This is a genomic window from Roseovarius faecimaris, assembly GCF_009762325.1.
Classification (GTDB): Bacteria; Pseudomonadota; Alphaproteobacteria; order Rhodobacterales; family Rhodobacteraceae; genus Roseovarius; species Roseovarius faecimaris.
In genome coordinates, this window is record NZ_CP034348.1 from 3,731,915 (window position 1) to 3,753,856 (window position 21,942).

General features: G+C 61.1%; 25 protein-coding genes. 11 read left to right on the forward strand and 14 right to left on the reverse strand.

Annotation, left to right across the window (positions count from 1 at the left end; translation table 11 throughout):
- Positions 1 to 89: 89 nt before the first annotated feature.
- The 4 genes from rph to EI983_RS18575 are packed head-to-tail and all read left to right on the forward strand — an operon-like array spanning position 90 to position 2,913.
- On the forward strand, positions 90 to 806 hold the full coding sequence (gene rph, locus EI983_RS18560; RefSeq protein WP_157708818.1) for a ribonuclease PH: 717 nt from the start codon (positions 90 to 92) through the stop codon (positions 804 to 806).
- Positions 799 to 1,407: an RdgB/HAM1 family non-canonical purine NTP pyrophosphatase gene (gene rdgB, locus EI983_RS18565; protein ID WP_157708819.1), complete on the forward strand. Its 609-nt coding sequence runs from the start codon at positions 799 to 801 to the stop codon at positions 1,405 to 1,407. The genes rph and rdgB overlap by 8 nt, the downstream gene beginning before the upstream one ends.
- Positions 1,400 to 2,560, forward strand: a complete 1,161-nt coding sequence (gene hemW, locus EI983_RS18570) for a radical SAM family heme chaperone HemW (protein WP_157708820.1) — start codon at positions 1,400 to 1,402, stop codon at positions 2,558 to 2,560. Before rdgB ends, hemW begins: the two co-directional genes overlap by 8 nt.
- Entirely contained in the window at positions 2,560 to 2,913 is a 354-nt protein-coding gene (locus EI983_RS18575) for a YbaN family protein (RefSeq protein ID WP_157708821.1), read from the forward strand. The genes hemW and EI983_RS18575 overlap by 1 nt, the downstream gene beginning before the upstream one ends.
- Position 2,914: 1 nt before the next feature.
- Here EI983_RS18575 and EI983_RS18580 read toward each other — a convergent pair whose 3' ends face one another.
- From EI983_RS18580 to hemJ, 7 genes are all read right to left on the reverse strand, one after another.
- Positions 2,915 to 3,808, reverse strand: coding sequence for a ParB/RepB/Spo0J family partition protein (locus EI983_RS18580; RefSeq protein ID WP_157708822.1), 894 nt, complete (start codon positions 3,806 to 3,808; stop codon positions 2,915 to 2,917).
- 21 nt (positions 3,809 to 3,829) lie between these two features.
- The gene (locus EI983_RS18585) at positions 3,830 to 4,639 is read right to left on the reverse strand and encodes a ParA family protein (RefSeq protein ID WP_157708823.1); all 810 of its coding nucleotides are present in this window, start codon (positions 4,637 to 4,639) and stop codon (positions 3,830 to 3,832) included.
- The gene (gene rsmG / locus EI983_RS18590) at positions 4,632 to 5,243 is read right to left on the reverse strand and encodes a 16S rRNA (guanine(527)-N(7))-methyltransferase RsmG (protein ID WP_157708824.1); all 612 of its coding nucleotides are present in this window, start codon (positions 5,241 to 5,243) and stop codon (positions 4,632 to 4,634) included. The genes EI983_RS18585 and rsmG overlap by 8 nt, the downstream gene beginning before the upstream one ends.
- A complete protein-coding gene (gene mnmG, locus EI983_RS18595) occupies positions 5,240 to 7,111 on the reverse strand; it encodes a tRNA uridine-5-carboxymethylaminomethyl(34) synthesis enzyme MnmG (RefSeq protein WP_157709162.1) in 1,872 nt (623 codons plus the stop codon). Before mnmG ends, rsmG begins: the two co-directional genes overlap by 4 nt.
- 3 nt (positions 7,112 to 7,114) lie before the next feature.
- Entirely contained in the window at positions 7,115 to 8,401 is a 1,287-nt protein-coding gene (gene mnmE / locus EI983_RS18600) for a tRNA uridine-5-carboxymethylaminomethyl(34) synthesis GTPase MnmE (RefSeq protein ID WP_157708825.1), read from the reverse strand.
- A gap of 25 nt (positions 8,402 to 8,426) precedes the next feature.
- A complete protein-coding gene (gene rho, locus EI983_RS18605; protein ID WP_157708826.1) occupies positions 8,427 to 9,698 on the reverse strand; it encodes a transcription termination factor Rho in 1,272 nt (423 codons plus the stop codon).
- Positions 9,699 to 9,823: 125 nt separating this feature from the next.
- Positions 9,824 to 10,273, reverse strand: a complete 450-nt coding sequence (hemJ, locus tag EI983_RS18610) for a protoporphyrinogen oxidase HemJ (RefSeq protein WP_157708827.1) — start codon at positions 10,271 to 10,273, stop codon at positions 9,824 to 9,826.
- A gap of 414 nt (positions 10,274 to 10,687) precedes the next feature.
- On the opposite strand from hemJ, the gene EI983_RS18615 reads away from it, so the two are divergent.
- Genes EI983_RS18615 through dnaQ form a run of 4 tightly spaced genes read left to right on the forward strand, consistent with a single transcriptional unit; the run spans position 10,688 to position 13,386 of the window.
- Positions 10,688 to 11,287 (forward strand): Maf family protein, encoded by a 600-nt coding sequence (locus EI983_RS18615; RefSeq protein WP_157708828.1) that lies wholly within the window; start codon positions 10,688 to 10,690, stop codon positions 11,285 to 11,287.
- The gene (locus EI983_RS18620; protein WP_157708829.1) at positions 11,284 to 12,117 is read left to right on the forward strand and encodes a shikimate dehydrogenase; all 834 of its coding nucleotides are present in this window, start codon (positions 11,284 to 11,286) and stop codon (positions 12,115 to 12,117) included. The genes EI983_RS18615 and EI983_RS18620 overlap by 4 nt, the downstream gene beginning before the upstream one ends.
- The gene (gene coaE / locus EI983_RS18625; protein ID WP_157708830.1) at positions 12,114 to 12,707 is read left to right on the forward strand and encodes a dephospho-CoA kinase; all 594 of its coding nucleotides are present in this window, start codon (positions 12,114 to 12,116) and stop codon (positions 12,705 to 12,707) included. Before EI983_RS18620 ends, coaE begins: the two co-directional genes overlap by 4 nt.
- The gene (dnaQ, locus tag EI983_RS18630; protein WP_157708831.1) at positions 12,700 to 13,386 is read left to right on the forward strand and encodes a DNA polymerase III subunit epsilon; all 687 of its coding nucleotides are present in this window, start codon (positions 12,700 to 12,702) and stop codon (positions 13,384 to 13,386) included. The genes coaE and dnaQ overlap by 8 nt, the downstream gene beginning before the upstream one ends.
- Positions 13,387 to 13,435: 49 nt before the next feature.
- Here dnaQ and secB read toward each other — a convergent pair whose 3' ends face one another.
- Both secB and EI983_RS18640 read right to left on the reverse strand, forming a co-directional pair.
- Positions 13,436 to 13,957 (reverse strand): protein-export chaperone SecB, encoded by a 522-nt coding sequence (gene secB, locus EI983_RS18635; RefSeq protein WP_157708832.1) that lies wholly within the window; start codon positions 13,955 to 13,957, stop codon positions 13,436 to 13,438.
- Between the two features lie 76 nt (positions 13,958 to 14,033).
- On the reverse strand, positions 14,034 to 14,531 hold the full coding sequence (locus tag EI983_RS18640; RefSeq protein WP_157708833.1) for an FxsA family protein: 498 nt from the start codon (positions 14,529 to 14,531) through the stop codon (positions 14,034 to 14,036).
- 123 nt (positions 14,532 to 14,654) lie between these two features.
- Here EI983_RS18640 and EI983_RS18645 point away from each other — a divergent pair, with 123 nt between their 5' ends.
- The 3 genes from EI983_RS18645 to EI983_RS18655 are packed head-to-tail and all read left to right on the forward strand — an operon-like array spanning position 14,655 to position 16,932.
- Positions 14,655 to 15,317 (forward strand): Tim44/TimA family putative adaptor protein, encoded by a 663-nt coding sequence (locus tag EI983_RS18645; protein ID WP_157708834.1) that lies wholly within the window; start codon positions 14,655 to 14,657, stop codon positions 15,315 to 15,317.
- The gene (mltA, locus tag EI983_RS18650; protein ID WP_157708835.1) at positions 15,314 to 16,342 is read left to right on the forward strand and encodes a murein transglycosylase A; all 1,029 of its coding nucleotides are present in this window, start codon (positions 15,314 to 15,316) and stop codon (positions 16,340 to 16,342) included. The genes EI983_RS18645 and mltA overlap by 4 nt, the downstream gene beginning before the upstream one ends.
- On the forward strand, positions 16,342 to 16,932 hold the full coding sequence (locus EI983_RS18655) for a Smr/MutS family protein (RefSeq protein WP_157708836.1): 591 nt from the start codon (positions 16,342 to 16,344) through the stop codon (positions 16,930 to 16,932). Before mltA ends, EI983_RS18655 begins: the two co-directional genes overlap by 1 nt.
- 30 nt (positions 16,933 to 16,962) lie before the next feature.
- Here the strand turns inward: EI983_RS18655 and EI983_RS18660 are convergent, their stop codons facing one another.
- The 5 genes from EI983_RS18660 to trxA all read right to left on the reverse strand — a co-directional run bounded on the left by EI983_RS18660 (position 16,963) and on the right by trxA (position 21,893).
- Positions 16,963 to 18,177, reverse strand: a complete 1,215-nt coding sequence (locus EI983_RS18660) for an MFS transporter (protein WP_198389344.1) — start codon at positions 18,175 to 18,177, stop codon at positions 16,963 to 16,965.
- Between the two features lie 149 nt (positions 18,178 to 18,326).
- Positions 18,327 to 19,637 (reverse strand): ATP-dependent protease ATPase subunit HslU, encoded by a 1,311-nt coding sequence (hslU, locus tag EI983_RS18665; protein ID WP_157708838.1) that lies wholly within the window; start codon positions 19,635 to 19,637, stop codon positions 18,327 to 18,329.
- Positions 19,638 to 19,639: 2 nt separating this feature from the next.
- Positions 19,640 to 20,701, reverse strand: a complete 1,062-nt coding sequence (locus EI983_RS18670; RefSeq protein ID WP_157708839.1) for a hypothetical protein — start codon at positions 20,699 to 20,701, stop codon at positions 19,640 to 19,642.
- Complete coding sequence (gene hslV, locus EI983_RS18675; RefSeq protein ID WP_157708840.1) at positions 20,698 to 21,261, reverse strand: ATP-dependent protease subunit HslV; 564 nt, start codon at positions 21,259 to 21,261, stop codon at positions 20,698 to 20,700. The genes EI983_RS18670 and hslV overlap by 4 nt, the downstream gene beginning before the upstream one ends.
- A gap of 311 nt (positions 21,262 to 21,572) precedes the next feature.
- Positions 21,573 to 21,893 carry a thioredoxin gene (trxA, locus tag EI983_RS18680; protein WP_157708841.1) on the reverse strand — a complete coding sequence of 107 codons (321 nt, stop codon included), beginning with the start codon at positions 21,891 to 21,893 and terminating at the stop codon, positions 21,573 to 21,575.
- Between the last annotated feature and the right edge of the window lie 49 nt (positions 21,894 to 21,942).

Genomic DNA, 21,942 nt, shown 5'->3' on the forward strand with positions numbered 1-21,942 from the left:
AAAGACGGTGCGCCCGAAAGGTCAATCGGGGTTGCGCAGAACGCGCGCCGCCCGTATCCCCGCAGGAACCAAGAAGAGAGGATCAAGCGATGCGGCCTTCGGGAAGAGATTTAAGCGAAATGCGCCCGGTTTCAATCGAGACCGGGGTAACGAAACATGCGGAAGGGTCCTGTATGATCCGTGTGGGTGACACGCATGTTCTGTGCACCGCGACGATCGAGGACCGTGTGCCGCCGTTTATCAAGGGCTCCGGCCTGGGCTGGGTCACGGCGGAATACGGGATGCTTCCGCGGTCAACCACCAGCCGGATGCGGCGCGAGGCTTCGGCCGGAAAACAAGGCGGGCGCACGGTGGAAATCCAGCGGCTGATCGGGCGGTCCTTGCGTGCCGGGGTCGATCGCGTGGCGTTGGGCGAGCGGCAGATCACAGTTGACTGCGATGTGATCCAGGCCGATGGCGGCACACGCTGCGCGGCCATCACCGGCGGTTGGGTGGCGCTGCGCCTGGCGGTGAACAAGCTGATGAAGGCGGGCGATGTCATGTCCGATCCGCTGGTCGATCCGGTCGCGGCGGTGTCCTGTGGGCTCTATGCCGGGCAACCGGTGCTGGATCTGGATTACCCGGAGGACAGCGAGGCCGGGACCGATGGCAATTTCATCATGACGCAATCGGGCCGGTTGATCGAGGTGCAGATGAGCGCCGAAGGCTCCACCTTCAGCCGCGATCAGATGAACACACTTCTGGATCTGGCCGAAAAAGGTATTGGAGAGCTGGCGGCGAAACAGCTGGAGGCGGCGGGTGCGTAAATTCACCGGCGATACCCTGTTGGTGGCCACGCATAACACCGGCAAGCTGGAAGAAATAGCTGCCTTGCTGGAACCTTATGGCGTGTCTGTCGTGGGTGCCGCGGAAAAGGGGCTGGCTGAGCCGGAGGAAACCGAGACCAGTTTTGTGGGCAATGCGCGGATCAAGGCACATGCGGCGGCACGGGCGACGGGGCTTCCGGCGCTGTCGGACGATAGCGGGCTTGAGATTGACGCACTGGGCGGTGCCCCCGGTGTTTATACCGCCGATTGGGCCGAGACGGGCGAAGGCCGCGATTTTGTGATGGCCATGACGCGGGCGCATGAGGAATTGGTTGCGTCCGGCGCGGCGCAGCCCTGGCGCGCGCGGTTTTGTTGCACGCTGGTGCTGGCCTGGCCGGATGGGCATGACGAGGTGTTTCCCGGCACGATCGACGGGCAGATCACCTGGCCGATGCGGGGCGATCAGGGGCATGGGTATGATCCGATCTTCCGTCCTGACGGGTATGAGGAAACATTTGGTGAAATGGACCGCTGGGAAAAGAACAAGATCAGCCACCGCGCGGATGCTTTTGCCAAGTTCGTGACCGGCTGTTTTGGCTGAGGATTGGCAGAACGGGGGCTTTGGCCTCTATCTTCACTGGCCCTTCTGTCAGGCCAAGTGTCCCTATTGCGATTTCAACTCTCACGTCGCGCGGTCGATTGATCAGGACGCCTGGGCCGAGGCCTATATCCGCGAGCTGGACAGGTATGCGGCGCTGTTGCCCGGGCGTGTTCTGAATGCGGTGTTTTTCGGGGGCGGCACGCCCAGTCTGATGAACCCCGATGTCGTGGCCCGCGTGATCGACCGGATCAAGGCGCTTTGGCCTGCGGCGAATGATCTGGAGATCACGCTGGAAGCCAATCCCGGCTCGGTCGAGGCTGGGCGATTCCGCGCCTATGGCGAGGCCGGGGTCAGCCGTGTTTCGATGGGCGTGCAGGCGTTGAACGATCGCGATTTGCAAAGGTTAGGGCGGATTCATAGCGTCGCAGAGGCGCGCGCCGCGTTCGATATCGCCCGACGGCATTTTGAACGGGTGAGTTTCGACCTGATCTATGCGCGCCAGGATCAGACGCCCGACGCATGGAAGGCAGAGCTGCGCGAGGCGCTGAGCATGGCGGTCGATCACCTGTCGCTCTATCAGCTTACCATTGAACAGGGCACAGCCTTTGGGGATCGCTATGCGAAAGGCAAGCTAAAAGGCTTGCCAATTGATGACGATGCCGCCGATATGTTCGAGGCCACGCAAGAGATTTGCGATGCGGCGGGGCTGCCTGCTTATGAAGTGTCCAATCACGCGCGGCCCGGTGCGGAATCGCGTCATAACCTGATTTACTGGCGCTATGGGGATTACATCGGCATCGGCCCGGGCGCGCATGGGCGGATCACGGTGAATGGAGAGCGCTGCGCGACAGAAGCGTTCAAAATGCCCGACCGCTGGCTAAAAGGGGCGGAGTCTGGTGAAACAGAGACTGTTTTTGCCCCGCTGCCAACAAGCGAACAAGTCTCGGAATATCTGTTGATGGGGCTGCGGATCTCGGAGGGGATCAGCCGGTCGCGGTATCAAGCCCTCGCGGGGTTCCCGCTGAAGCAGAGCGCGCTAGATCATTTGCAGGACATTGGCATGATCACGGCGAGGGGTGACCGGATCAGCGCGACGCAGGAGGGCAGGCTGGTGTTGAATGCGGTTATCGAAACCCTGATGCCGGATGTCTGATGCGGGTTGTCTGGCTGTTTTGCGGGTTTCTGAGCCTCGGCACTGCCTTTATCGGGATCGTGTTGCCATTGGTGCCGACTGTGCCGCTGATCCTGCTGGCCGCGTTTTGTTTTGCGCGGTCGTCTGAACGACTGCACGCCTGGCTGATCGAACATGGCACGTTCGGGCCCATGATCACCGACTGGGCGGAACACGGGGCCATTCGACCGCGGGCCAAACGGCTGGCCACAGCCTCGATCATTGTGGTTTTCCTGATTTCGGTCGTGCTGAGCGCGCCGATGCATGTTCTGGCGATTCAGGTCGTTGTTCTGGGCGCTGTGCTGATTTTCATCTGGACGCGGCCGAACGCCTGAATCAGGTCGCGCTCAGCAACCGGCAGAGCGTATCGAGGTCATCAAGCGAGGCATAGCTGATCGTCAAAGCGCCGCCTTCCTGGCCGGGCTTGTGGTCAATGGCCACTTTCATCCCGAGATTGGCAGACAGATCCCCTTCAAGCGCGCGGGTGTCAGCATCTTTGCCCGGAGCGGCCGGTTTCGATTTGCCCTTTTCGGTGAAAATATTCTCGACCTGCGCCTTGGCGAGTTTTTCGGTTTCACGCACCGAAAGCTCTTTGCGGATCACCTCTTTGGCCAGCGCGACGGGATCATCAGCGGTGATCAGGGCGCGCGCATGTCCGGCGGAAAGCTTGCCATCGCGCAGATAGCTCTGCACCTCAAGGGGCAGGGTGAGCAGGCGCACCGAATTGGCGATGTGGCTGCGGCTTTTGCCGAGGACTTCGGCCAGTTTTTCCTGGGTGTGGCCGAACTTTTCCATCAGTTGCGAGAAACCCGCCGCCTCTTCCACCGGGTTCAGATCGGCCCGCTGGATGTTTTCGATAATGGCGACTTCCAGAACTTCAATATCGTCAAATTCTCTAACGATAGCAGGGACTTCGTGGAGTTTGGCCATCTGACCGGCGCGCCAGCGGCGTTCGCCTGCGACGATTTCGTATTCGCCCGTTCTGCGGGGATGGGGCCGTACGATCAGCGGCTGGATGATCCCTTTTTCGCGAATCGACCGGGCAAGATCGTCAAGCTGATCCTTGTCGAACTGACGCCGCGGCTGGTCGGGATTGGCGCTGACCTTTTCGATCGGCACCATCATGTCCGGGCGGGCGGGGCTACTTTCAGTTGCCGGGGCATCCGCCACATCGGCCATCAGCGCAGACAGGCCGCGACCGAGACCTCGTTTGGTTTTCTTCTCAGCCATGGGTCTGTCCTTTCAACTGAATTACGCGGCCACGCGCGCCTGGTTCTGCATCAGCTCTCGGGCGAGAGCGCGATAGGCGTCGGCGCCTTTCGATGCGGGATCATAGCTGAGCACGGGCATGGCATATGACGGCGCTTCGCTGACCCGGACGTTACGGGGGATGCGCGTCTGAAACACCAGTTCGCCCAGATTGTCGCGCGCGTCCTGCTCGACCAGCGACGAGAGGTTGTTGCGCATGTCGAACATGGTGAGGACTATGCCTTCGATCCTCAGGTTCGGGTTTGCCGTCTGCCGCACCTCGCGAATGGTCAGCATGAGTTGTGACAGCCCTTCAAGCGCGAAAAATTCACTTTGCAGGGGCACCAGCACGGAATGCGCGGCGACCATCGCATTGACGGTCAGCAGGTTGAGCGATGGCGGGCAGTCGATCAGGATATAATCGAACTCGTAAGTGTCCATCGCGCGCTGGCGCAACGCGTCATGCAGCATGAAACTGCGTTTTTCGTTAGATATCAGCTCCATATCAGCAGAGCTGAGATCGACAGTGGCGGGAATGATCGAAAGATTTTGGGTTTCGGTGGCCTGCACGACATCGTCAAGATCGATCTCTTCGAGCAGAAGCTCATAGGTGGTGTATTCGCGGCTGTCGGCGTCTATGCCCAGTCCGGTAGAGGCGTTGCCCTGCGGATCAAGATCGACGACAAGCACCTTCGCGCCCTGTTCAGCCAGCGCAGCGCCGAGGTTGATCGTTGTGGTTGTCTTGCCCACGCCGCCCTTCTGGTTGGCAATCGCAATGATTTTTGGCCCAGGGGGACGAGTCGGATCAGACACGGGAGACTCCTTTGACCGAAAGAATGACGGGTCCGGTTTCGGTTAAACTCTTATCAACGTGATAGGTGAAGTTCCACTGTGATTGCGCGGCCTGAAGCTCTTTTTCCCACTGCACACCCTTTGGGAAAAGCGCCGTTCCATCCGGGGCAAGATGCTGCGCGGCAAATCCCAGTAGCGCCGTCAGATCGGCAAGGGCGCGGGCAGACAGAACATCGGCATTCAGCGGCGGAATGCGTTCAATCCGGTCACAGATGACGCGGGCGGGCAGGGACAATTCGCGAATGACGGTGCGCAAGAAGGTTGCCTTGCGCTGATCGCTTTCGACAAGGATCACCTCGGCAGGTGTGCCATGCTCCAACGCCATGATCGCAATGACAAGTCCGGGGAATCCACCGCCTGATCCAAGATCGGCCCATATTTTACAGGGGTTTGGGGCCAGCGCATAAAGCTGCGCCGAATCCTGGATATGCCGCACCCAAAGGTCGCCCAGGCTTTCGCGGGACACGAGGTTGATCTTCGGGTTCCACTTTTCCAGAAGCGCCGCATACGCCTCAAGCCGGGCGAATGTTTCACGTGAAACATCCAGCGCCTCGGGGGTGATCATGCGGATTTGCTCCGTTGTTCCTGGCGCAGGCGCATCAGGAGAAGGGTGAGCGCCGCTGGGGTCATCCCATCCACACGACCCGCCTGAGCGAGGTTCGCCGGGCGTATGGTGTTGAGCTTCGACTTAAGCTCGTTCGACAGCCCTTCGACCGCATCATAATCAAAATCCACCGGGATGGCCTTGTCCTCATCGCGGCGCATCAATTCGACATCGCGCTTCTGACGTTCGATATAATTGTGATAGAGCGCATCGCGCGCCACCTGATCACGGCTCTCCGCGTCGATCCCGGCAAAACGGTCATCAATCGGCAGGATGTCGGGGAAAGAGATATCCGGGAAGGACAAAAGCTGAAACGCGGTGCGCTTGGTGCCGTCTTCCTTGATGTTGAGGCCGAACGCGTTCAGCTGCTTGGGCGTATAGGCGTTTTCCTCAAGCAAGTCCCGGGCCGAGGCAAGCCGTTCTGCCTTGTTTTCAAAGGCGGATCGACGAGTTTCGCCCACACATCCGAGCGCAATGGCAAGCGGCGTCAGGCGTTGATCTGCGTTATCCGCGCGCAGGGACAAGCGGAACTCGGCGCGGGACGTGAACATGCGATAGGGCTCCGACACGCCGCGCGTCGTTAGATCGTCGATCATCACACCGATATAGCTATCCGACCGGCTGAACGCTACCGGATCACGCCCAAGCGCCTGGCAGGCCGCATTGAGGCCCGCCACCAGACCCTGGGCGCCAGCCTCTTCATAGCCTGTTGTGCCATTGATCTGACCGGCAAGGTACAGCCCCGGAACCGTGCGAAGCTGAAGCGTGGCGGACAAGGCGCGCGGATCGACGTAGTCATATTCGATGGCATAGCCGGGCTGTACGATCCGGGCATTTTCCAGCCCCTTGATCGATCGCACATAAGCCTCTTGCACCGCCTCGGGCAGAGAGGTCGAAATGCCGTTAGGATAGATCAGGTCGTCGGACAGGCTTTCGGGCTCAAGAAAAATCTGGTGAGAGGTCTTGTCGGCAAAGCGTACGATCTTGTCTTCGATCGAGGGGCAATACCGGGGGCCGATCCCGTCGATATGCCCGCCATACATCGCCGATTTCTCCAGGTTTTGCTGGATAATCTCATGAGTCTGCGCATTGGTGTGGGTGATCCCGCAAGACACCTGGCGCGCGCTGGGGGCCTTGGACAGGAAAGAAAACATCACCGGGTCGTCATCGCCCGGCTGGCTTTCGAGGATGTCCCAATTGATTGTCTTGGCATCAAGGCGTGGGGGCGTGCCGGTTTTCAGCCGCCCAAGTGTGAGGTCGAAACTGTCGATCCTCTCGGCCAGTTTGACCGATGGGCGATCCCCCATCCGACCACCGGGGCGCGAAACATCCCCGATATGGATCACGCCGCGGAGGAAAGTGCCAGTGGTAAGGACGACAGCACGAGCGTTCACTTCGGTCCCATCGTCTAGAACGACGCCGGTGACGGCCTCCCCGGACATCAGAAAATCACAGGCTTCGCCCTCGATGATCGTCAGGTTCGGCTGCGCCTCAATCTCGGCCAGCATGGTCTCACGGTAAATCTTGCGATCCGCCTGTGCGCGGGGACCTTGCACGGCAGGACCCTTGCGGCGGTTCAACAGGCGGAACTGGATCCCGGCAGCATCGGCGACACGGCCCATGACACCATCCATAGCGTCGATCTCTCTCACAAGGTGACCCTTGCCCAGGCCCCCGATGGCCGGGTTGCAGGACATGACGCCGATCCCGGCGCGGCTCAGCGTGACCAGCGCCGTGGAGGCCCCAAGCCGCGCAGAGGCATGCGCCGCCTCACAGCCCGCATGGCCGCCACCGATCACCACGACATCAAATTGTTTCACGTGAAACAGTCCTCACTTACCCAGGCAGAAGCTGGCGAAAATCTCGTCCAGCAGGTTCTCCACATCTATGCGTCCTACCAGAGAATCAAGGGCACGAATAGCGGTGCGCAGCTCTTCTGCCGCAAGGTCTGCCATATCCGGACCCTGGCTTATCAGCTCTTGGGCGGCGACCAGATGCGTGCTGGCGCGCTCCATCGCCCGCTTGTGACGCAGATGAGTGGCAACACCAACGCCGAGGGCGCGAGTTTGAAGAATTTCTCGTATATTCTCAATAAGTTCCGAGACACCCTGGCCGGTTTTGCCCGAGATCGATCGTGTTGAAGATACCTGCAAATCGCCTTTTGCCAGAAGTACGATATCATCACTTTCCTGTTTTATATCAATAGGTTGTCCATTTTCGAGCAGGAAAACACGCAAATCGGCCTGTTCGGCGCGCTGCCTTGCCCGGTCGATCCCGATCGTCTCAACAGCATCTTCCGTTTCCCTTAGGCCGGCGGTATCGAGAAAGGTCACCGGCAGACCACCCAAATCCATCCGCACCTCGATCACATCGCGGGTTGTTCCGGCATGTTCGGACGTGATCGCAGCCTCACGCCCGGCGAGGGCATTCAGCAAGGTGGATTTCCCGACATTCGGCGCGCCCACGATGGCGACCTCAAAGCCTGTGCGGATACGTTCAGCCGCATCAACACCGGAGGCATCGCGGTGAAGCTCTGTCTGAACCTCGGTCAAGAGAGCCGTCACCTCGGGAGAGACATCGACAGGCACCTCTTCGTCCGCGAAATCAATCGTGGCTTCGATCAGTGCCGCGGCACGGATCAGCTTCTGCCGCCAGCGGTCCGTGCGCGCGCCAAGCTCGCCCGAAAAGACGCGCAGAGCCTGACGCCGCTGGGCCTCGGTCTCGGCCTCGATCAGATCGGCAAGGCCCTCGACCTGCGCCAGATCGAGCCGACCGTTTTCCAGGGCGCGGCGGGTAAACTCCCCCGGCTCGGCCGCGCGGAGATCGGAGTGCTGGCTGAGCTGATCAAGTACGGCAGAGACGATGGCCGGGGAGCCGTGACAGTGAAATTCGACACTCTCTTCGCCGGTAAAACTGTGCCCGGCTTCAAAGGTCAAAACGAGCGCCTCATCAAGCACGACCCCATCCGCACCGGTGAGCTGCCGCAACGAGGCCTGACGCGGAGAGGGGAGATGACCACAAAGCCGCTCAGCCGATGCAAAGGCAGAGGGGCCGGATACCCGGACGATCGCCACGCCGGCCTTTCCCGGCGCCGTGGAGAGCGCGAAAATGGTATCCATATGGCGCACCCCCGACCGCAGGCCGTCAGGTGTTCATCGAATCGAAGAACTCGGCGTTGGTCTTGGTCTGTTTGAGCTTGGAAATAAGGAACTCGATGGCATCGGTTGTGCCCATCGGGTTGAGGATCCGACGCAGGACGAAGGTCTTTTGCAGGTCGATCTTGTCCACCAGAAGATCCTCTTTCCGGGTGCCGGATTTGAGGATGTCCATGGCCGGGAACACACGCTTGTCGGCCACTTTGCGGTCGAGCACAATCTCGGAGTTGCCGGTTCCTTTGAACTCTTCAAAGATCACCTCGTCCATACGGCTGCCGGTTTCAATGAGCGCGGTGGCCACGATGGTGAGCGAGCCGCCTTCCTCGATGTTCCGCGCAGCGCCAAAGAAGCGTTTGGGCCGTTGCAGGGCGTTCGCATCCACACCGCCGGTCAGAACCTTGCCGGAGGACGGGACAACCGTGTTGAAAGCGCGGCCAAGGCGGGTGATCGAATCGAGCAGGATGACCACATCGCGTTTGTGTTCCACCAGGCGCTTGGCTTTTTCGATGACCATTTCCGAGACGGCGACGTGCCGGGTGGCGGGTTCATCGAAGGTGGAACTGACCACCTCGCCCTTGACCGAACGCTGCATGTCGGTCACCTCTTCGGGCCGTTCGTCGATCAGCAGGACGATCAGGTAACATTCGGGATGGTTCTTTTCGATGCTGGTCGCGATGTTCTGCAGCAGCACGGTTTTACCAGTGCGCGGCGGCGCCACGATCAGCGACCGCTGGCCTTTCCCGATAGGGGCCACAAGGTCAATGATCCGGGCCGAGCGGTCCTTGATCGTCGGGTCCGCGATTTCCATCGTCAGACGCTCATCAGGATAGAGCGGCGTGAGGTTGTCGAAGGCGATCTTGTGCTTGGCCTTCTCGGGGTCTTCAAAGTTGATCTGGCTGACATTGGTCAGAGCGAAATACCGCTCTTCGCCCTCGGGCTGCTTGATCTCGCCTTCGATCGTGTCGCCGGTCCGCAGGGAATATTTGCGGATGGTTTCGGGTGAAACATAGATATCGTCGGGACCGGGCAGATAGTTCGCCTCGGGCGAGCGCAGAAAGCCGAAGCCGTCTTGCACCACTTCGAGCACACCGTCGCCATAGACCGTCCAACCTTCCTCGGCGCGTTCTTTGAGGATCGAGAACATCATCTCGCCCTTGCGCATGGTGGAGGCGTTTTCGATCTCCAGATCTTCGGCCATATCGAGCAGATCCTTGGCGGATTGCTTCTTGAGATCGGACAGGTTGAGACGCTCTTCGGACATGGGGATACACCTTTGCACGCGCCTTGCGAGGCGGGACGTGTCTTGTCATCAATGGAAAACAGGCCACCCGGACGGGGGCTTGATCCGCTACATAGGCGCCAGACGGTGTTGAGTCAATCGGCAGCTCAAAACCGCAGGACCACCGCGAAGACGATGACAAGCATGGCAATGGTCGGCACTTCGTTCATCAGACGATAGGTGCGGCCTGTGCGGGTGTTGGTGCCGCTCATGAATTCCTTGCGTCTGCGCCCCAGCCAATGATGCACCCAGGTCATCACGATGATGCCCAGCGATTTCACCCAGGGCCAGATATCAGACCAGTCGACAATGCCAGGTGTAAAGACGAGCATAAGACCAAACACCCAGGTCGCGATCATGGCCGGGTTCATGATCAGGCGCAGCAGCTTGCGCTCCATCTCCTGAAAAACGGTATCGCGGTCATCGCCTGGCTGCGATTGTTCAGCGTGATAGACAAAGAGACGGGGAAGATAGAACATACCCGCCATCCAGGAAATCACCGAGACGATATGCAACGCCTTGGTCCACGGGTAAAGCTCGGCAAGCAGGTCTGTCATCTTATCCCAATCCTCTTTGCCTCTCTCTATAAATAAAAAGAAAGATTAAAAAGGATGATGTTTTTTGTAGGGAGGGCAAAGCCTGTGGATTAAGGAAATGCCCACGGGATGATCCACAGAATCGCGGCCTGTGGGCAACCTTGTGTAGAACCGGGATTCAAGTGACAAATCCAATAAATTAATAAATAATAACAATAATTTACGTATTTTTCTGACCTAAGTCCCTGGTGATAACTCAGCGCCTTGTTCCCCCAAATGGCATCTATCCCCAGAAAGAAGTTATGCCTTTCCCCAAGGGATGATTGTCTGGGAATATGTGAGAAACTCCACCGTTACCCGCAGGATCAGGAAGGCGATGGATTTCTCCCCATGTCTTTCATAAACACTTGTTAACTTTTCAACGGGGATATCCACATGTCTCAGCCCTTGATCCTGGCCTCCGGTTCGGAGATCCGACAGGTTTTGCTCCGCAATGCGGGGCTTGCCTTTGAGGTTGAGAAACCCCGCGTCGATGAAGAGACGGTGCGCCATGCGATGCAGGCCGAGGGCGCGCCGCCGCGCGATGTGGCGGATATGCTTGCCGAGTTGAAGGCACAGAAGGTGAGCGCCAAATTCCCTGCGGCGCTGGTGATCGGCTGCGATCAGGTGTTGGCGATCGACGGCGAGATTTTCGCCAAGCCGGAGACGCGGGACGAGGCGCGCGCCCAGCTTGAAAAACTGCGCGGCGCGCAGCACCGGCTGATTTCGGCGGCGGTGATCTGCGAGGGGGGCCGTCCTGTCTGGCGCAAGATCGGTGTTGTAAAGATGACAATGCGCGACTTCTCAGACGCGTATCTGGACGCCTATCTTGACCGCAACTGGGACAGTATCCAACACTCTGTTGGAGCCTATAAGCTTGAGGAGGAAGGCGTGCGGCTGTTTGAGAGGATCGATGGCGATTACTTCACCGTTCTTGGCCTTCCGCTTCTGGAGCTGCTGTGGTTCCTTGGCAATCGCGGGGTGATCGAGACATGAGCCTTGAGAAGATCCCTCTTGCCGGTGTGATCGGCTCTCCGATTGCGCATTCGAAATCGCCGCAGCTTCATACCCACTGGCTCAGGACATATGGCCTTCCTGGGGCATATATTCCGATGGATGTCAGCGCCGATGATCTGGCGGATGTGATCCGGACCTTGCCCAAGATGGGATTTGTCGGGGTAAACATCACCGTCCCGCATAAAGAGCGGATCATGGAACTGGCCGATCTTGTGACGGATCGCGCCATCCTGATCGGGGCGGCGAATACGCTGATCTTCCGCAAGGATGGCAAGGTCCATGCGGACAATACCGATGGCTATGGGTTCATCCAGAACCTCAAGCAATACTCGCCCGCATGGGACCCCAAGTCCGGCCCTGCGGCAGTGCTGGGCGCAGGGGGTGCGGCGCGGGCGGTGATCGCGGCGCTGCTCGATGCGGGTGTGCCGGAGATCCTGCTGTCAAATCGTACACGGGTGCGCGCCGATGCGCTGAAACAGGAATTTGGCAAGCGGTTGCAGGTCTTTGACTGGGTGCAGGCAGGCAATATGCTGGAAGATGCGGCCCTTGTCGTGAACACGACCTCCCTCGGTATGCTTGGCAAGCCGCAACTCAGGGTGCCCCTTGACGGGTTGAACAAACGCGCGATTGTGACCGATCTTGTCTATGCCCCGCTCAAGACGCGGCTTCTGATCGAAGCGGAAGAGGCTGGCTGTACGACGGTCGATGGCCTGGGGATGTTGCTGCATCAGGCGGTTCCGGCGTTCGAGCGCTGGTTCGGGGTGCGGCCCGAGGTGGACAGCGCCACGCGGGCGGCAGCGCTCAGATGACCTATCGGCTGGGGCTCACCGGGTCGATCGGGATGGGCAAATCGACCACCGCGCAGATGTTCGTCGACGAAGGCTGCGCCCTTTGGGATGCGGATGCGGCGGTGCACCGGCTTTATGCCAGCGGTGGCGCCGCGGTGGCGCCAATGGCCGAGGCGTTTCCGCAAGCAGTTGAGGCGGGCGCGGTATCCCGGGCGCGTCTGAAAGATGTGATCGCGGCGGATCCTATGGCGCTGAAACGGATCGAGGCGATTGTGCATCCGCTTGTGGCGCAGGACCGGGCGGCGTTCCTGCAAAATGCCACAGCGGATATCACGGTTCTGGACATCCCGTTGCTTTTCGAGACCGGCGGCGAGGCGATGATGGACGCGGTGGCCGTGGTGAGCGTGGACGCGGCCGAACAGCGCCGCCGCCTGATGGAGCGGGGACAGATGACGCCGGAACAGTTCGACCAGATCATCGCCAAGCAGATGCCGGATGCGGAGAAGCGCGCGCGGGCCGATTACGTGATCCTGACCGATACGCTTGAACATGCGCGCGCACAGGTGCAGGCTGTGGTGCGAGAGATCAGGGCGGGGCTGTCAGATGCGTGAGATTGTGCTTGATACCGAGACGACGGGGTTTGAGCCCGAACAGGGCGACCGGATTGTCGAGATCGGCGCGGTCGAGCTTTACAATCACATGCCCACGGGCCGGACCTATCACCAGTATATCAACCCCGAGCGGGCCATGCCGCAGGAGGCGTTCGAGGTGCATGGTCTGGGCGATGATTTTCTGCGCGACAAACCGGTTTTTGCCAGGATCGCACAGGAGTTTCTGGAGTTCGTGGAAGACGCGAGACTGGTGATTCACAACGCCAGCTTTGATATGAAATTCCTCAATGCCGAGCTGGGCTGGCTGAACCTGCCGCGCCTGCCGATGGACCGGGCGATTGATACGCTGGCGATGGCGCGGCAGAAATTTCCCGGCTCGCCTGCGTCGCTCGATGCGCTGTGCCGCCGCTTCAACATCGACAATTCGGCGCGCACGCTGCATGGGGCGCTGCTCGACTCGGAAATCCTGGCCGAGGTTTATCTGGAACTGATCGGTGGACGGCAGCCGGATCTGGTGCTGGCCGGGGTCAGCGGGTCGGGTGCGGCGCAGGGTGGCGCAGAGTGGCGGCCGATGCCGCGGCCAACGCCGTTGCCCCCACGCCTGAGCGATGCCGAAGCCGCCGCGCATAAGGCGATGGTCGAAAGCCTGGGCGACGCAGCACTGTGGAAGAAGGTCTGAGCAGGGGCGGCGGCCCCGGATCAGGTCCGGGGCCAGCGCGCTTTGGCGATCAGGCCTGGGGCTTGTCGGCGCCTTCGGCGGCAGCCGCGGCCTGCTGACGCCGGGCAAGCTCGTTGCGGTAGAGCGCCATGAAGTCGATGTTTTCCAGGTTAAGCGGCGGGAAGCCACCATCACGGGTCACATCCGAGACGATCCGGCGCAGGAACGGAAAGAGCAGGCGCGGACATTCGACCAGAAGGAACGGATGCAACTGCTCATCCGGCAGGCCTTCGATATGGAAAACGCCGGCATAGTCGAGCTCCATCAGGAACAAGGCCTGACCGTCGCCCTTGTTCTTGGAATCGACCTTCAGCTTGATGTCGACCTCGTATTGATGATCGGGCTGGCGCTTTTTCGGCTCCAGATTGACCGAGACGGTGACATCGGGGGTGACTTCGCCACCCTGACCGCGCTGGGCCATGATGTTTTCAAAGGACAGGTCGCGGACATATTGGGTCAGGATGCTCATCTTGACCTGGGGCGGTTGCTGCTGCTGTTGCGGCTGCGCGGCACCGTTTTCTTTTTCAGCCATCGGGGTCTCCAGAGGAATGCTTCGTTTGGCGCAGAGCCATAGCAGGATGGCCGACGAGCCTCAATGCCTGTAGGGCTTAATGCTTGGTCCAGCCTGATGGCGTATGGGTGGGGCGTTTCTCGGGCGGAACCTCGGTATACTCCGCCTCGATGATATCGTCGTCCGATCGTGGAGGATGTGGAGGATACGGGTCGCGCGGACCATCCGGGCCCATCTCGAAGCGCTGCACCTTGACCCGCTTGCGCAGCCAGGCAAACACAGCACTGCGCACCGGCGGCATCAGCAGAGCAAAGCCGACCGCGTCGGTGAAAAATCCAGGCGTAAGCAGAAGGGCGCCCGAAACAAGGATCATCGCGCCATGGGCCAGTGGCTCGGACGGGTCTTCGAGCCGGGAAAAAGAGCCGCGCAGGTTGTTCATGGCCAGCGCGCCCTGGGTTTTCACCAGAACTGTCCCAAGAATGGCGGTCAGAACCACGATCCCAAGCGTGGGCCAGAGGCCAATTGCCCCGCCGACCTGAATGAACAGGGCAATCTCGATCAGCGGCACGGCGAGAAACGCCAGAAAGAGCCACATAAGCACATCTCCTTGCGATTGACCGCGCATTTGCCACTGTCGCATGGTGGACTTGGCCCGGTCCCTCACCTACATAAGGGCCAACCGGGCATGTTTCCATGCCCTGCCTGAAATGAGGTCCAAATGAACTCGCCCCTTTTGCAGCTCTTGGTGCTGGCTGGCATCGCTGTTTTTCTGATCCTGAGGCTGAAAAGCGTGCTGGGCACGCGGGACGGCTTTGAAGGCCCGCCGCGCAGCGCAGGCCAGGGCGAGGCGCAGGAGCGCCGCGCCGGTTTCGAAGTGGTCGAAGGCGGGCCGGATCTGGATATCACGGATCACATTGCCGAAGACACCGATGCCGCTGGTGCGCTGGCCGATATGAAGCGGGCCGATCCCAGCTTTGGCGTGGCGGATTTTCTGCAGGGCGCGCGCGGCGCTTATGAGTGGATCCTGATGGCGTTTGAAAATGGCAAACTTGATGAGGTGATGCCGTTTCTGTCGGAAGACGTCTATGACGCCTTCGTGCAGGTGGTCGATGCCCGGCAGGAGCAGGGCCTGACCATCGATGCCGAGTTTGTCGGCGTGCGTGAGATCACGCTGACCGACGCGCATTTCGACCAGTCCAGCCAGCGCGCGGAGATCACCGTCCGGTTCGTGGGTGAACTGATCTCGGTGGTACGCGATTCCACGGGGGAGATCGTCGAAGGCAAGCCGGGCAAGTCGAAGCGCCAGAAAGATACCTGGACCTTCGAGCGGATCATGGGATCGGACGATCCCAACTGGCGGCTTGTCGCCACGGGCGAATGATCCGGGTCTGGGCAGCGGCGATATTGATTTGGGGGAGTGTTACAGCTCCCCTTTTCGCATCCGATCTGACCCATACGCTTCTGAGTTTCGAAGAATTGCAGGGCTGGGACGAAGACCGCCACGAAGAGGCGCTTGAGGTCTTTCTGAACACCTGCCCCGACATGCGTGACCCCGACTGGCGTTCGCTTTGCGCATTGGCGCAGCAGCGCCCGCCGGCCAAGTCATTTTTTGAGCTGTTCTTCCGGCCGGTGAAAATCGAAGACGATCGCCGCCCGTTGTTCACCGGCTATTTTGAGCCCGAGCTGAACGGGTCGCTTACTCCAACCGTGCGCCATCGCTATCCGATCTATCGCGAGCCCGCAGAGGCCAAGGCCGCGAACCCGTGGTACACGCGGCAACAGATCGAGACCGGCGATTTCATGCGCGGCTATGAGATTGCCTGGGTGGATGACCCGGTGGAGCTGTTTTTTCTACAGATCCAGGGCTCTGGCCGGATCCGGTTGCCCGGGGGGCGGATGATCCGGGTGGGGTATGGCGGCTCGAACGGGCATGAGTACCGCTCGGTCGGGGTCGAGCTGGTGCGGCGCGGGGTTTACAAGGCGCATCAGGTTTCGGCGGAAGTCATCAAGAACTGGGTGCGGCGCAACCCGGTGGAGGGTCAGGCGCTTCTGTGGCACAACCCGTCCTTCGTGTTTTTCCGCCGGATTGACGATGTTCCCTCTGATCAGGGGCCGAAAGGGGCGATGAACCGCTCGATCACGACGATGCGCTCGATCGCGGTGGATCCGGCCTATACCCCGCTAGGCGCGCCGGTTTGGATCGAGAAGGGGGGCGCGACCCGGATCAACCGGCTGATGATCGCGCAGGATACGGGCTCGGCCATCAAGGGGCCGCAACGCGCGGACATTTTCTTTGGCACCGGCGCCGAGGCCGGACGTCAGGCGGGCAAGCTGCGCGATCCGGGAAGGATGGTGGTTCTGCTGCCGATCCAGAGGGCCTATGCGATGTTGTCGGAGCAGCTCTGATGACCCGGAGGAAACTGCGCCCGGACGAGGTGGAGCTGTGGCGCAAGGTGGCCCAGACCACGCAGGCGATGCACCCCGAGCGCAAAGCGGGCGATTTGCCCTTGCCCAAGCCGACGCCGGTGAAAGCGCCGCGCGCGCCGGTGGAGCGGTTTACCCTGGGAGAGCGGGCGGTGGCGCGCCTGCCCGGGCACGATGTGGCCCCCGATTTGCGGGCGCAGGTGGCGGCCAGCCCGTTGCAGATGGACAAGAAAACCTTCGGGCGGCTCAAACGCGGTAAGCTGAGCCCCGAAGGCAAGCTTGACCTGCACGGGATGACGCTGGACCAGGCGCACCCGGCATTGACCCGGTTCATCCTGAGCGCGCAGGCGAGCGGTAAACGGCTGGTTCTGGTGGTCACTGGCAAAGGCAAGCCGCGCGACGATGGCGGGCCGATCCCGACGCGGCTGGGCGTGCTGCGGCACAATGTGCCGCACTGGCTGGCGCAGCCGCCGCTGGCGCAGGCGGTGTTGCAGGTGAGCGAGGCGCATCTGAAGCATGGCGGCGGCGGGGCCTATTATGTCTATCTGCGGCGCAATCGGGGCGGTGCGTGAACCTGCATTGACATGCAGAACCACGGCACCCTACGCCAGGTCGAGACGGTAACGCCCGACACCGATCGCCATCATGACCGTGGTGAAGATGAAGTATCCGGCGACAAGGATATACTGCGCCTCAATCCCCATACCGAGGTCGATGCCGAGGCCGGTGATGCCCGGTCCGAGAGCCGAGCCAAGCACCATGACCGCGGCGGCCATCGCCTTGATCGATCCAAGATGCCGTGTGCCGAAGAACTCGGCCCAGAAGGCATTGGGCAGGGTGGTGTTGGCCCCGGTGGTGAGCGCCAGGCAGAAGAAGCCGAGCAGCATCGCGCCATAGCTCTGCGCGAAGGCGAAGACGAGGAAGGCCGCGACCATCGGCAACTGGAACCAGGGGATCAGACGGGGTGTGCCGAACTTGTCCAGAGCAGCGCCGGAGAGGACCATCGCGCCAATGCTGATGCCGGTATAGAAGGGGAACATGGTGACCAGCTCTATATGGGTCATGGCTTTGACCTCGGCGAAATGGACCTGGTGGAAGAAAAACGCGGTGTTGAAGGCCCCGGGCCCGAGAAGCGCCGGCACCATGAACCAGAAGAGCGGGTGGCGGAAGGTCTGGTTCCGGGTCCAGTGCAGTGCGGACATGCCGAGCGCCTGGCTGCTTTCGGCCATGGATTGCGGGGTGCGTTCCTGCCGCAGCAACAGGAGCAGAACCGGTACGCCCGCGATGGCGATCACCCCGGCCACGACCCACAGCAACCGCCAGTCGATCCAGACCAGGAGCGCCACGAAAATGAGCGGCAGGAGCGCCTCGCCCAATGCAAAGCCGAGCGTGGCGACCGAGAGCGCCCTGCCGCGGGTGGCGATAAACCAGCGGGACATGGCGACAACGGCGATATGGCTCGTCATACCCTGCCCGGTGAAGCGCAGGCAGAAGATGACCAGCGGCAGCAGCCACCAGACCGGGTTTAGCGCCATGAAGAGGCAGGCCCCCATGAGCATGGCCAGAATAACGGTGCCCAGCGCGCGGACGCGGAACCTGTCGGTCAACCCCCCGGCCCAGACCATCGTGATGGCCGAGGCGGTGGTGCCCAACGCATAGATGCCGCCCCACTGGCCATGGGAGATCTGAAAGGTTTCGCGGATCTCACCGGCGAAGATCGAGATGAAGAAGGTTTGGCCGAAGGAACTGAGGAATGTCAGCAACACCCCTGCAGAAAGCCAGGGGGCGTTTTCGCGGAGGAAAGAGAGCACGGCCATGATCCTCTGTCGCGTGAAACGCAGGGAATGGGAAGGAAATTCAGCTGGTGCGGATAAGAGAGTAATGCCTCCGGCGGGAGTATTGTGAGAACAATGAAAGCATGGGCGAACAGGCTTTCATTGTTCCTCAAATACTCATGCCCGGCCTGTCACAGAACGTATCGGCTGAGATCGGCGGATTTGGCCAGATCCCCCAGATTGGTTTCGACGAAATCCGCATCAACGGTCACCTTTTCGCCGGAGCGGTCCGGGGCGGTGAAGCTCAGCTCTTCGAAGACGCGCTCCATCACCGTGTAGAGCCGCCGCGCGCCGATGTTTTCGACAGATTGATTAACCTCTGCGGCGATGCGGGCCAGGGCGGCGATCCCGTCTTCGGTGAAGCTGACCTCAACCTCTTCGGTGCCCATCAGCGCGGTGTATTGGCGGGTCAGCGCGTTATCCGTTTCGGTCAGGATGCGCACGAAATCCTCTTCGGTGAGCGCGCGCAGCTCGACCCGGATGGGCAGGCGGCCCTGAAGCTCGGGCAGAAGATCCGAGGGTTTGGCGATGTGGAAGGCGCCGGAGGCGATGAACAGGATATGATCGGTTTTGACCGGGCCGTATTTGGTGGACACGGTGGTGCCTTCAATCAGCGGCAGCAGGTCACGTTGTACGCCTTCGCGGCTGACATCGCCGCCGCGCGCGTCCGAGCGGGCGCAGACCTTGTCGATCTCATCGAGAAAGACGATGCCGTTCTGTTCGACCGCTTCGAGTGCGGCCTTGTTCACGGTTTCATCGTCCAAGAGCTTGTCGGCCTCGTCCGAGATCAGCACGTCATAGCTTTCGGCGACAGTCATGGATTTGCGCACGGTACGCCCGCCAAAGGCCTTGCCGAAGAGATCACCGAGATTCATCATGCCCATCTGGCTGCCGGGCTGGCCGGGGATATCCATCATCCCGCCCATCGGGTTGGAGCTATCGGCGACGTCCAGCTCGATCACCGTGTCGTCAAGCAACCCGTCCTTGAGCTTTTTGCGGAACATTTCGCGGGTAGCGTCGCGGGCGTCTTCGCCGGCGATGGCGTCGATCACGCGTTCTTCGGCCTGTTTGTGGGCGCGGGCCTTCACATCCTCGCGCATCCAGTCGCGGGTCTCGACGATGGCGGCATCCACGAGATCGCGGATGATCTGCTCGACATCCCGGCCGACATAGCCCACTTCGGTGAACTTCGTGGCCTCGACCTTGATGAAGGGCGCGCGCGCCAGTTTGGCGAGGCGGCGGCTGATCTCGGTTTTGCCCACGCCGGTTGGGCCGATCATCAGGATGTTCTTCGGGTAGACCTCATCGCGCAGATCGTCGGCCAGTTGCTTGCGCCGCCAGCGATTGCGCAGGGCGACGGCGGTGGCACGCTTGGCGTCCTTCTGGCCGATGATGAACCGGTCCAGTTCGGATACGATTTCGCGGGGGGTGAGGTCGGTCATGGTCACTCCGAATAGGGGGGCAGGCGGTGCTTGCCGGGGAAGTCGGGCAGGGCGCGCATCAGGCGCACACGCAGGTTGGTCCAGAAAGTGCCGAGATAGGTGACGATCGCCCCCAGCACAAGCATCAGGGTCGGGATCGACAGGTCGGCTTCGCCGTAGTTCAGGAAACTGAAGATCACAGCGGCGAGATAGCCCAGACCGGCGGTCAGGAACGAGCGGCGGTCGATGATCAGGGCGAAACAGGTGACGAGGGTAAGCCCGATAATCGTCAACAGCATGCCCAATGCGCCCTGCACGTTATAGGCCGTCATCATCACGGTGTTGACCAGAGCGGGGGCGGCCAGAAGATGCAGCCAGAAGGCCGAGCGCGCCATGCGGCCGACGCGATGCGGGTCACGCAGGTCGAACCAAAGGCCCGCGAGGAAGGCAAGCAGGCCGAAGATCAGCGTGGCGATGGCAAAGCTGCTGCCCTGGCGCAAATCGAGCAGGGTTTCCAGATCGTCGGTAAACAGGTTTTCAAGACTGACCTCGGCGGTGAAGCCGAAGACGACCAAAAGGCCGTATGTGCCCGCTATAAACATGGAAAACGGCACCCGGAACGTCCGAAAATGCAAGAGCATGGCCGCAATTCCGAGCAGGCCCAGAAGCACGATTCCAAGCCCCGAAGACCCACCGATTCCGATCATCTCGATCGCCCAGGCGAGAAACCCGCCGATGCCGGTGGAATAGCCCGAGACCAGCACGATGGACGGCAGGGTCATCCGGCGTTTGAGGGTGAAATAGGTGCCCGCGAACCAGCAGAGCGCGGCAAGGCCCAGGGTGATGGCAAACACCCCGCCGATGGCCGCGGCAAAGGCCATGGCGCTGCCAATCAGCAGGATCAGCCCGAGTGAGACGAAGATTTCGGAAAACCCCTTGAACAGCTCGAACGGCTCGTCCTCGGGCAGACCCCTGGCCAGTCGGCCGGCGCGCTGATGCGCCAGCGTGGTCAGGCGGGCGGCCTGGGCATCGTCAATAATGCCCGCGGCGGCGGCGGCGCGCAGGTCGTCTTCGGTCAGGCTCATGCGCCGGGCCCGATCCGTTCCACGGTCAGGTTGCCGTTGGTGTAGACGCAGATATCGGCGGCGATGGCCATGGCGGCGCGAGCCACCTCTTCGGCGCTCTTGTCGCCGTCCATCATGCCCCGAGCGGCGGCCAGCGCGAAGTTGCCGCCCGAGCCGATGGCGGTGACGTCATGCTCGGGCTCCAGCACGTCGCCGGCGCCGGTGATCACGTAAAGCTCGGTTCCATCGGTGACGATCAGCATCGCTTCGAGCTTTTGCAGGTATTTGTCCGTGCGCCAGTCCTTGGCGAGCTCGACGGAGGCGCGTTGCAACTGGCCGGGGGTGGCTTCGAGTTTCGACTCGAGCCGTTCCAGCAGGGTGAAGGCATCGGCGGTGGAGCCGGCAAAGCCCGCGACCACGTCATAGCCACCGGGGGAAAGGCGGCGCACCTTGCGGGCGGTGCCCTTGATCACGGTCTGACCCAGGCTCACCTGACCGTCGCCTGCAATGACAACTTCGCCGCCCTTGCGCACGCCGATAATGGTGGTGCCGTGCCAGCCGGGGAATTGATTGTCTGCCATGGATGTGCCTTTCCAATAGGTTTGGCCCTATATGGCGTTTGGCGGGAAGGGTCGCAAGGGAAACGGTTGAGCGCGAAGATCAACAGGCCGGTTAACAGCCGCGCAGCGCCCGGCCCATAGCTCGCACTCCTACCTGGGCTGGCTATTGGGTGACGCTGGGCGCATCGCTCGTTCTGCGCGCGGATTTGACAGGGATAAAGTGCACTAGAACGCCCGTCAGGATCGCCATCCCGGGGGCTGACTATGGACCTCGCGGTGTGGAAAAGAAAAGGGCGCCCGGAGACGCCCCTTTTTAGCGATGGTTTGATCCATCAGATCGATTCTTCGATCCAGCTTTGCAGCGCGGCCTTGGGGGCGGCGCCGGCGCGGTTCGACACGACTTCGCCATTCTTGAAGATGAAGAGCGCAGGGATGCCGCGCACGCCCATGGCGACGGCCGAGTTGGGGTTGCTGTCGACATCGACCTTGGCAATCTTCACCTTGCCGCCCAGCTCTTCGGACAGCTCTTCCAGGGCCGGGCCGATCTGTTTGCAGGGGCCGCACCATTCGGCCCAGAAATCCACCACGACGGGGACATCGGAATTTTTGACTTCGGCATCAAAGGTTTCGTCGGTGACGGCAACGGTGGCCATGGGAATCTCTCCTATAGGGGGCGGGCAACGGGGAGAACCTAGGAAGGCC

What these genes read in the sequence shown, in the direction of transcription:
- rho (WP_157708826.1), bottom strand. Translation starts at nt 9,698, where the DNA reads ATGTCCGAAGAGCGTCTCAACCTGTCCGATCTCAAGAAGCAATCCGCC.
- rph (WP_157708818.1), top strand. Translation starts at nt 90, where the DNA reads ATGCGGCCTTCGGGAAGAGATTTAAGCGAAATGCGCCCGGTTTCAATC.
- hslU (WP_157708838.1), bottom strand. Translation starts at nt 19,637, where the DNA reads ATGACCGACCTCACCCCCCGCGAAATCGTATCCGAACTGGACCGGTTC.
- mnmE (WP_157708825.1), bottom strand. Translation starts at nt 8,401, where the DNA reads ATGGATACCATTTTCGCGCTCTCCACGGCGCCGGGAAAGGCCGGCGTG.
- mltA (WP_157708835.1), top strand. Translation starts at nt 15,314, where the DNA reads ATGATCCGGGTCTGGGCAGCGGCGATATTGATTTGGGGGAGTGTTACA.
- EI983_RS18580 (WP_157708822.1), bottom strand. Translation starts at nt 3,808, where the DNA reads ATGGCTGAGAAGAAAACCAAACGAGGTCTCGGTCGCGGCCTGTCTGCG.
- EI983_RS18620 (WP_157708829.1), top strand. Translation starts at nt 11,284, where the DNA reads ATGAGCCTTGAGAAGATCCCTCTTGCCGGTGTGATCGGCTCTCCGATT.
- EI983_RS18670 (WP_157708839.1), bottom strand. Translation starts at nt 20,701, where the DNA reads ATGAGCCTGACCGAAGACGACCTGCGCGCCGCCGCCGCCGCGGGCATT.
- dnaQ (WP_157708831.1), top strand. Translation starts at nt 12,700, where the DNA reads ATGCGTGAGATTGTGCTTGATACCGAGACGACGGGGTTTGAGCCCGAA.
- trxA (WP_157708841.1), bottom strand. Translation starts at nt 21,893, where the DNA reads ATGGCCACCGTTGCCGTCACCGACGAAACCTTTGATGCCGAAGTCAAA.
- EI983_RS18645 (WP_157708834.1), top strand. Translation starts at nt 14,655, where the DNA reads ATGAACTCGCCCCTTTTGCAGCTCTTGGTGCTGGCTGGCATCGCTGTT.
- EI983_RS18660 (WP_198389344.1), bottom strand. Translation starts at nt 18,177, where the DNA reads ATGGCCGTGCTCTCTTTCCTCCGCGAAAACGCCCCCTGGCTTTCTGCA.
- coaE (WP_157708830.1), top strand. Translation starts at nt 12,114, where the DNA reads ATGACCTATCGGCTGGGGCTCACCGGGTCGATCGGGATGGGCAAATCG.
- EI983_RS18640 (WP_157708833.1), bottom strand. Translation starts at nt 14,531, where the DNA reads ATGTGGCTCTTTCTGGCGTTTCTCGCCGTGCCGCTGATCGAGATTGCC.
- EI983_RS18575 (WP_157708821.1), top strand. Translation starts at nt 2,560, where the DNA reads ATGCGGGTTGTCTGGCTGTTTTGCGGGTTTCTGAGCCTCGGCACTGCC.
- rsmG (WP_157708824.1), bottom strand. Translation starts at nt 5,243, where the DNA reads ATGATCACCCCCGAGGCGCTGGATGTTTCACGTGAAACATTCGCCCGG.
- hslV (WP_157708840.1), bottom strand. Translation starts at nt 21,261, where the DNA reads ATGGCAGACAATCAATTCCCCGGCTGGCACGGCACCACCATTATCGGC.
- EI983_RS18615 (WP_157708828.1), top strand. Translation starts at nt 10,688, where the DNA reads ATGTCTCAGCCCTTGATCCTGGCCTCCGGTTCGGAGATCCGACAGGTT.
- hemJ (WP_157708827.1), bottom strand. Translation starts at nt 10,273, where the DNA reads ATGACAGACCTGCTTGCCGAGCTTTACCCGTGGACCAAGGCGTTGCAT.
- EI983_RS18655 (WP_157708836.1), top strand. Translation starts at nt 16,342, where the DNA reads ATGACCCGGAGGAAACTGCGCCCGGACGAGGTGGAGCTGTGGCGCAAG.
- secB (WP_157708832.1), bottom strand. Translation starts at nt 13,957, where the DNA reads ATGGCTGAAAAAGAAAACGGTGCCGCGCAGCCGCAACAGCAGCAGCAA.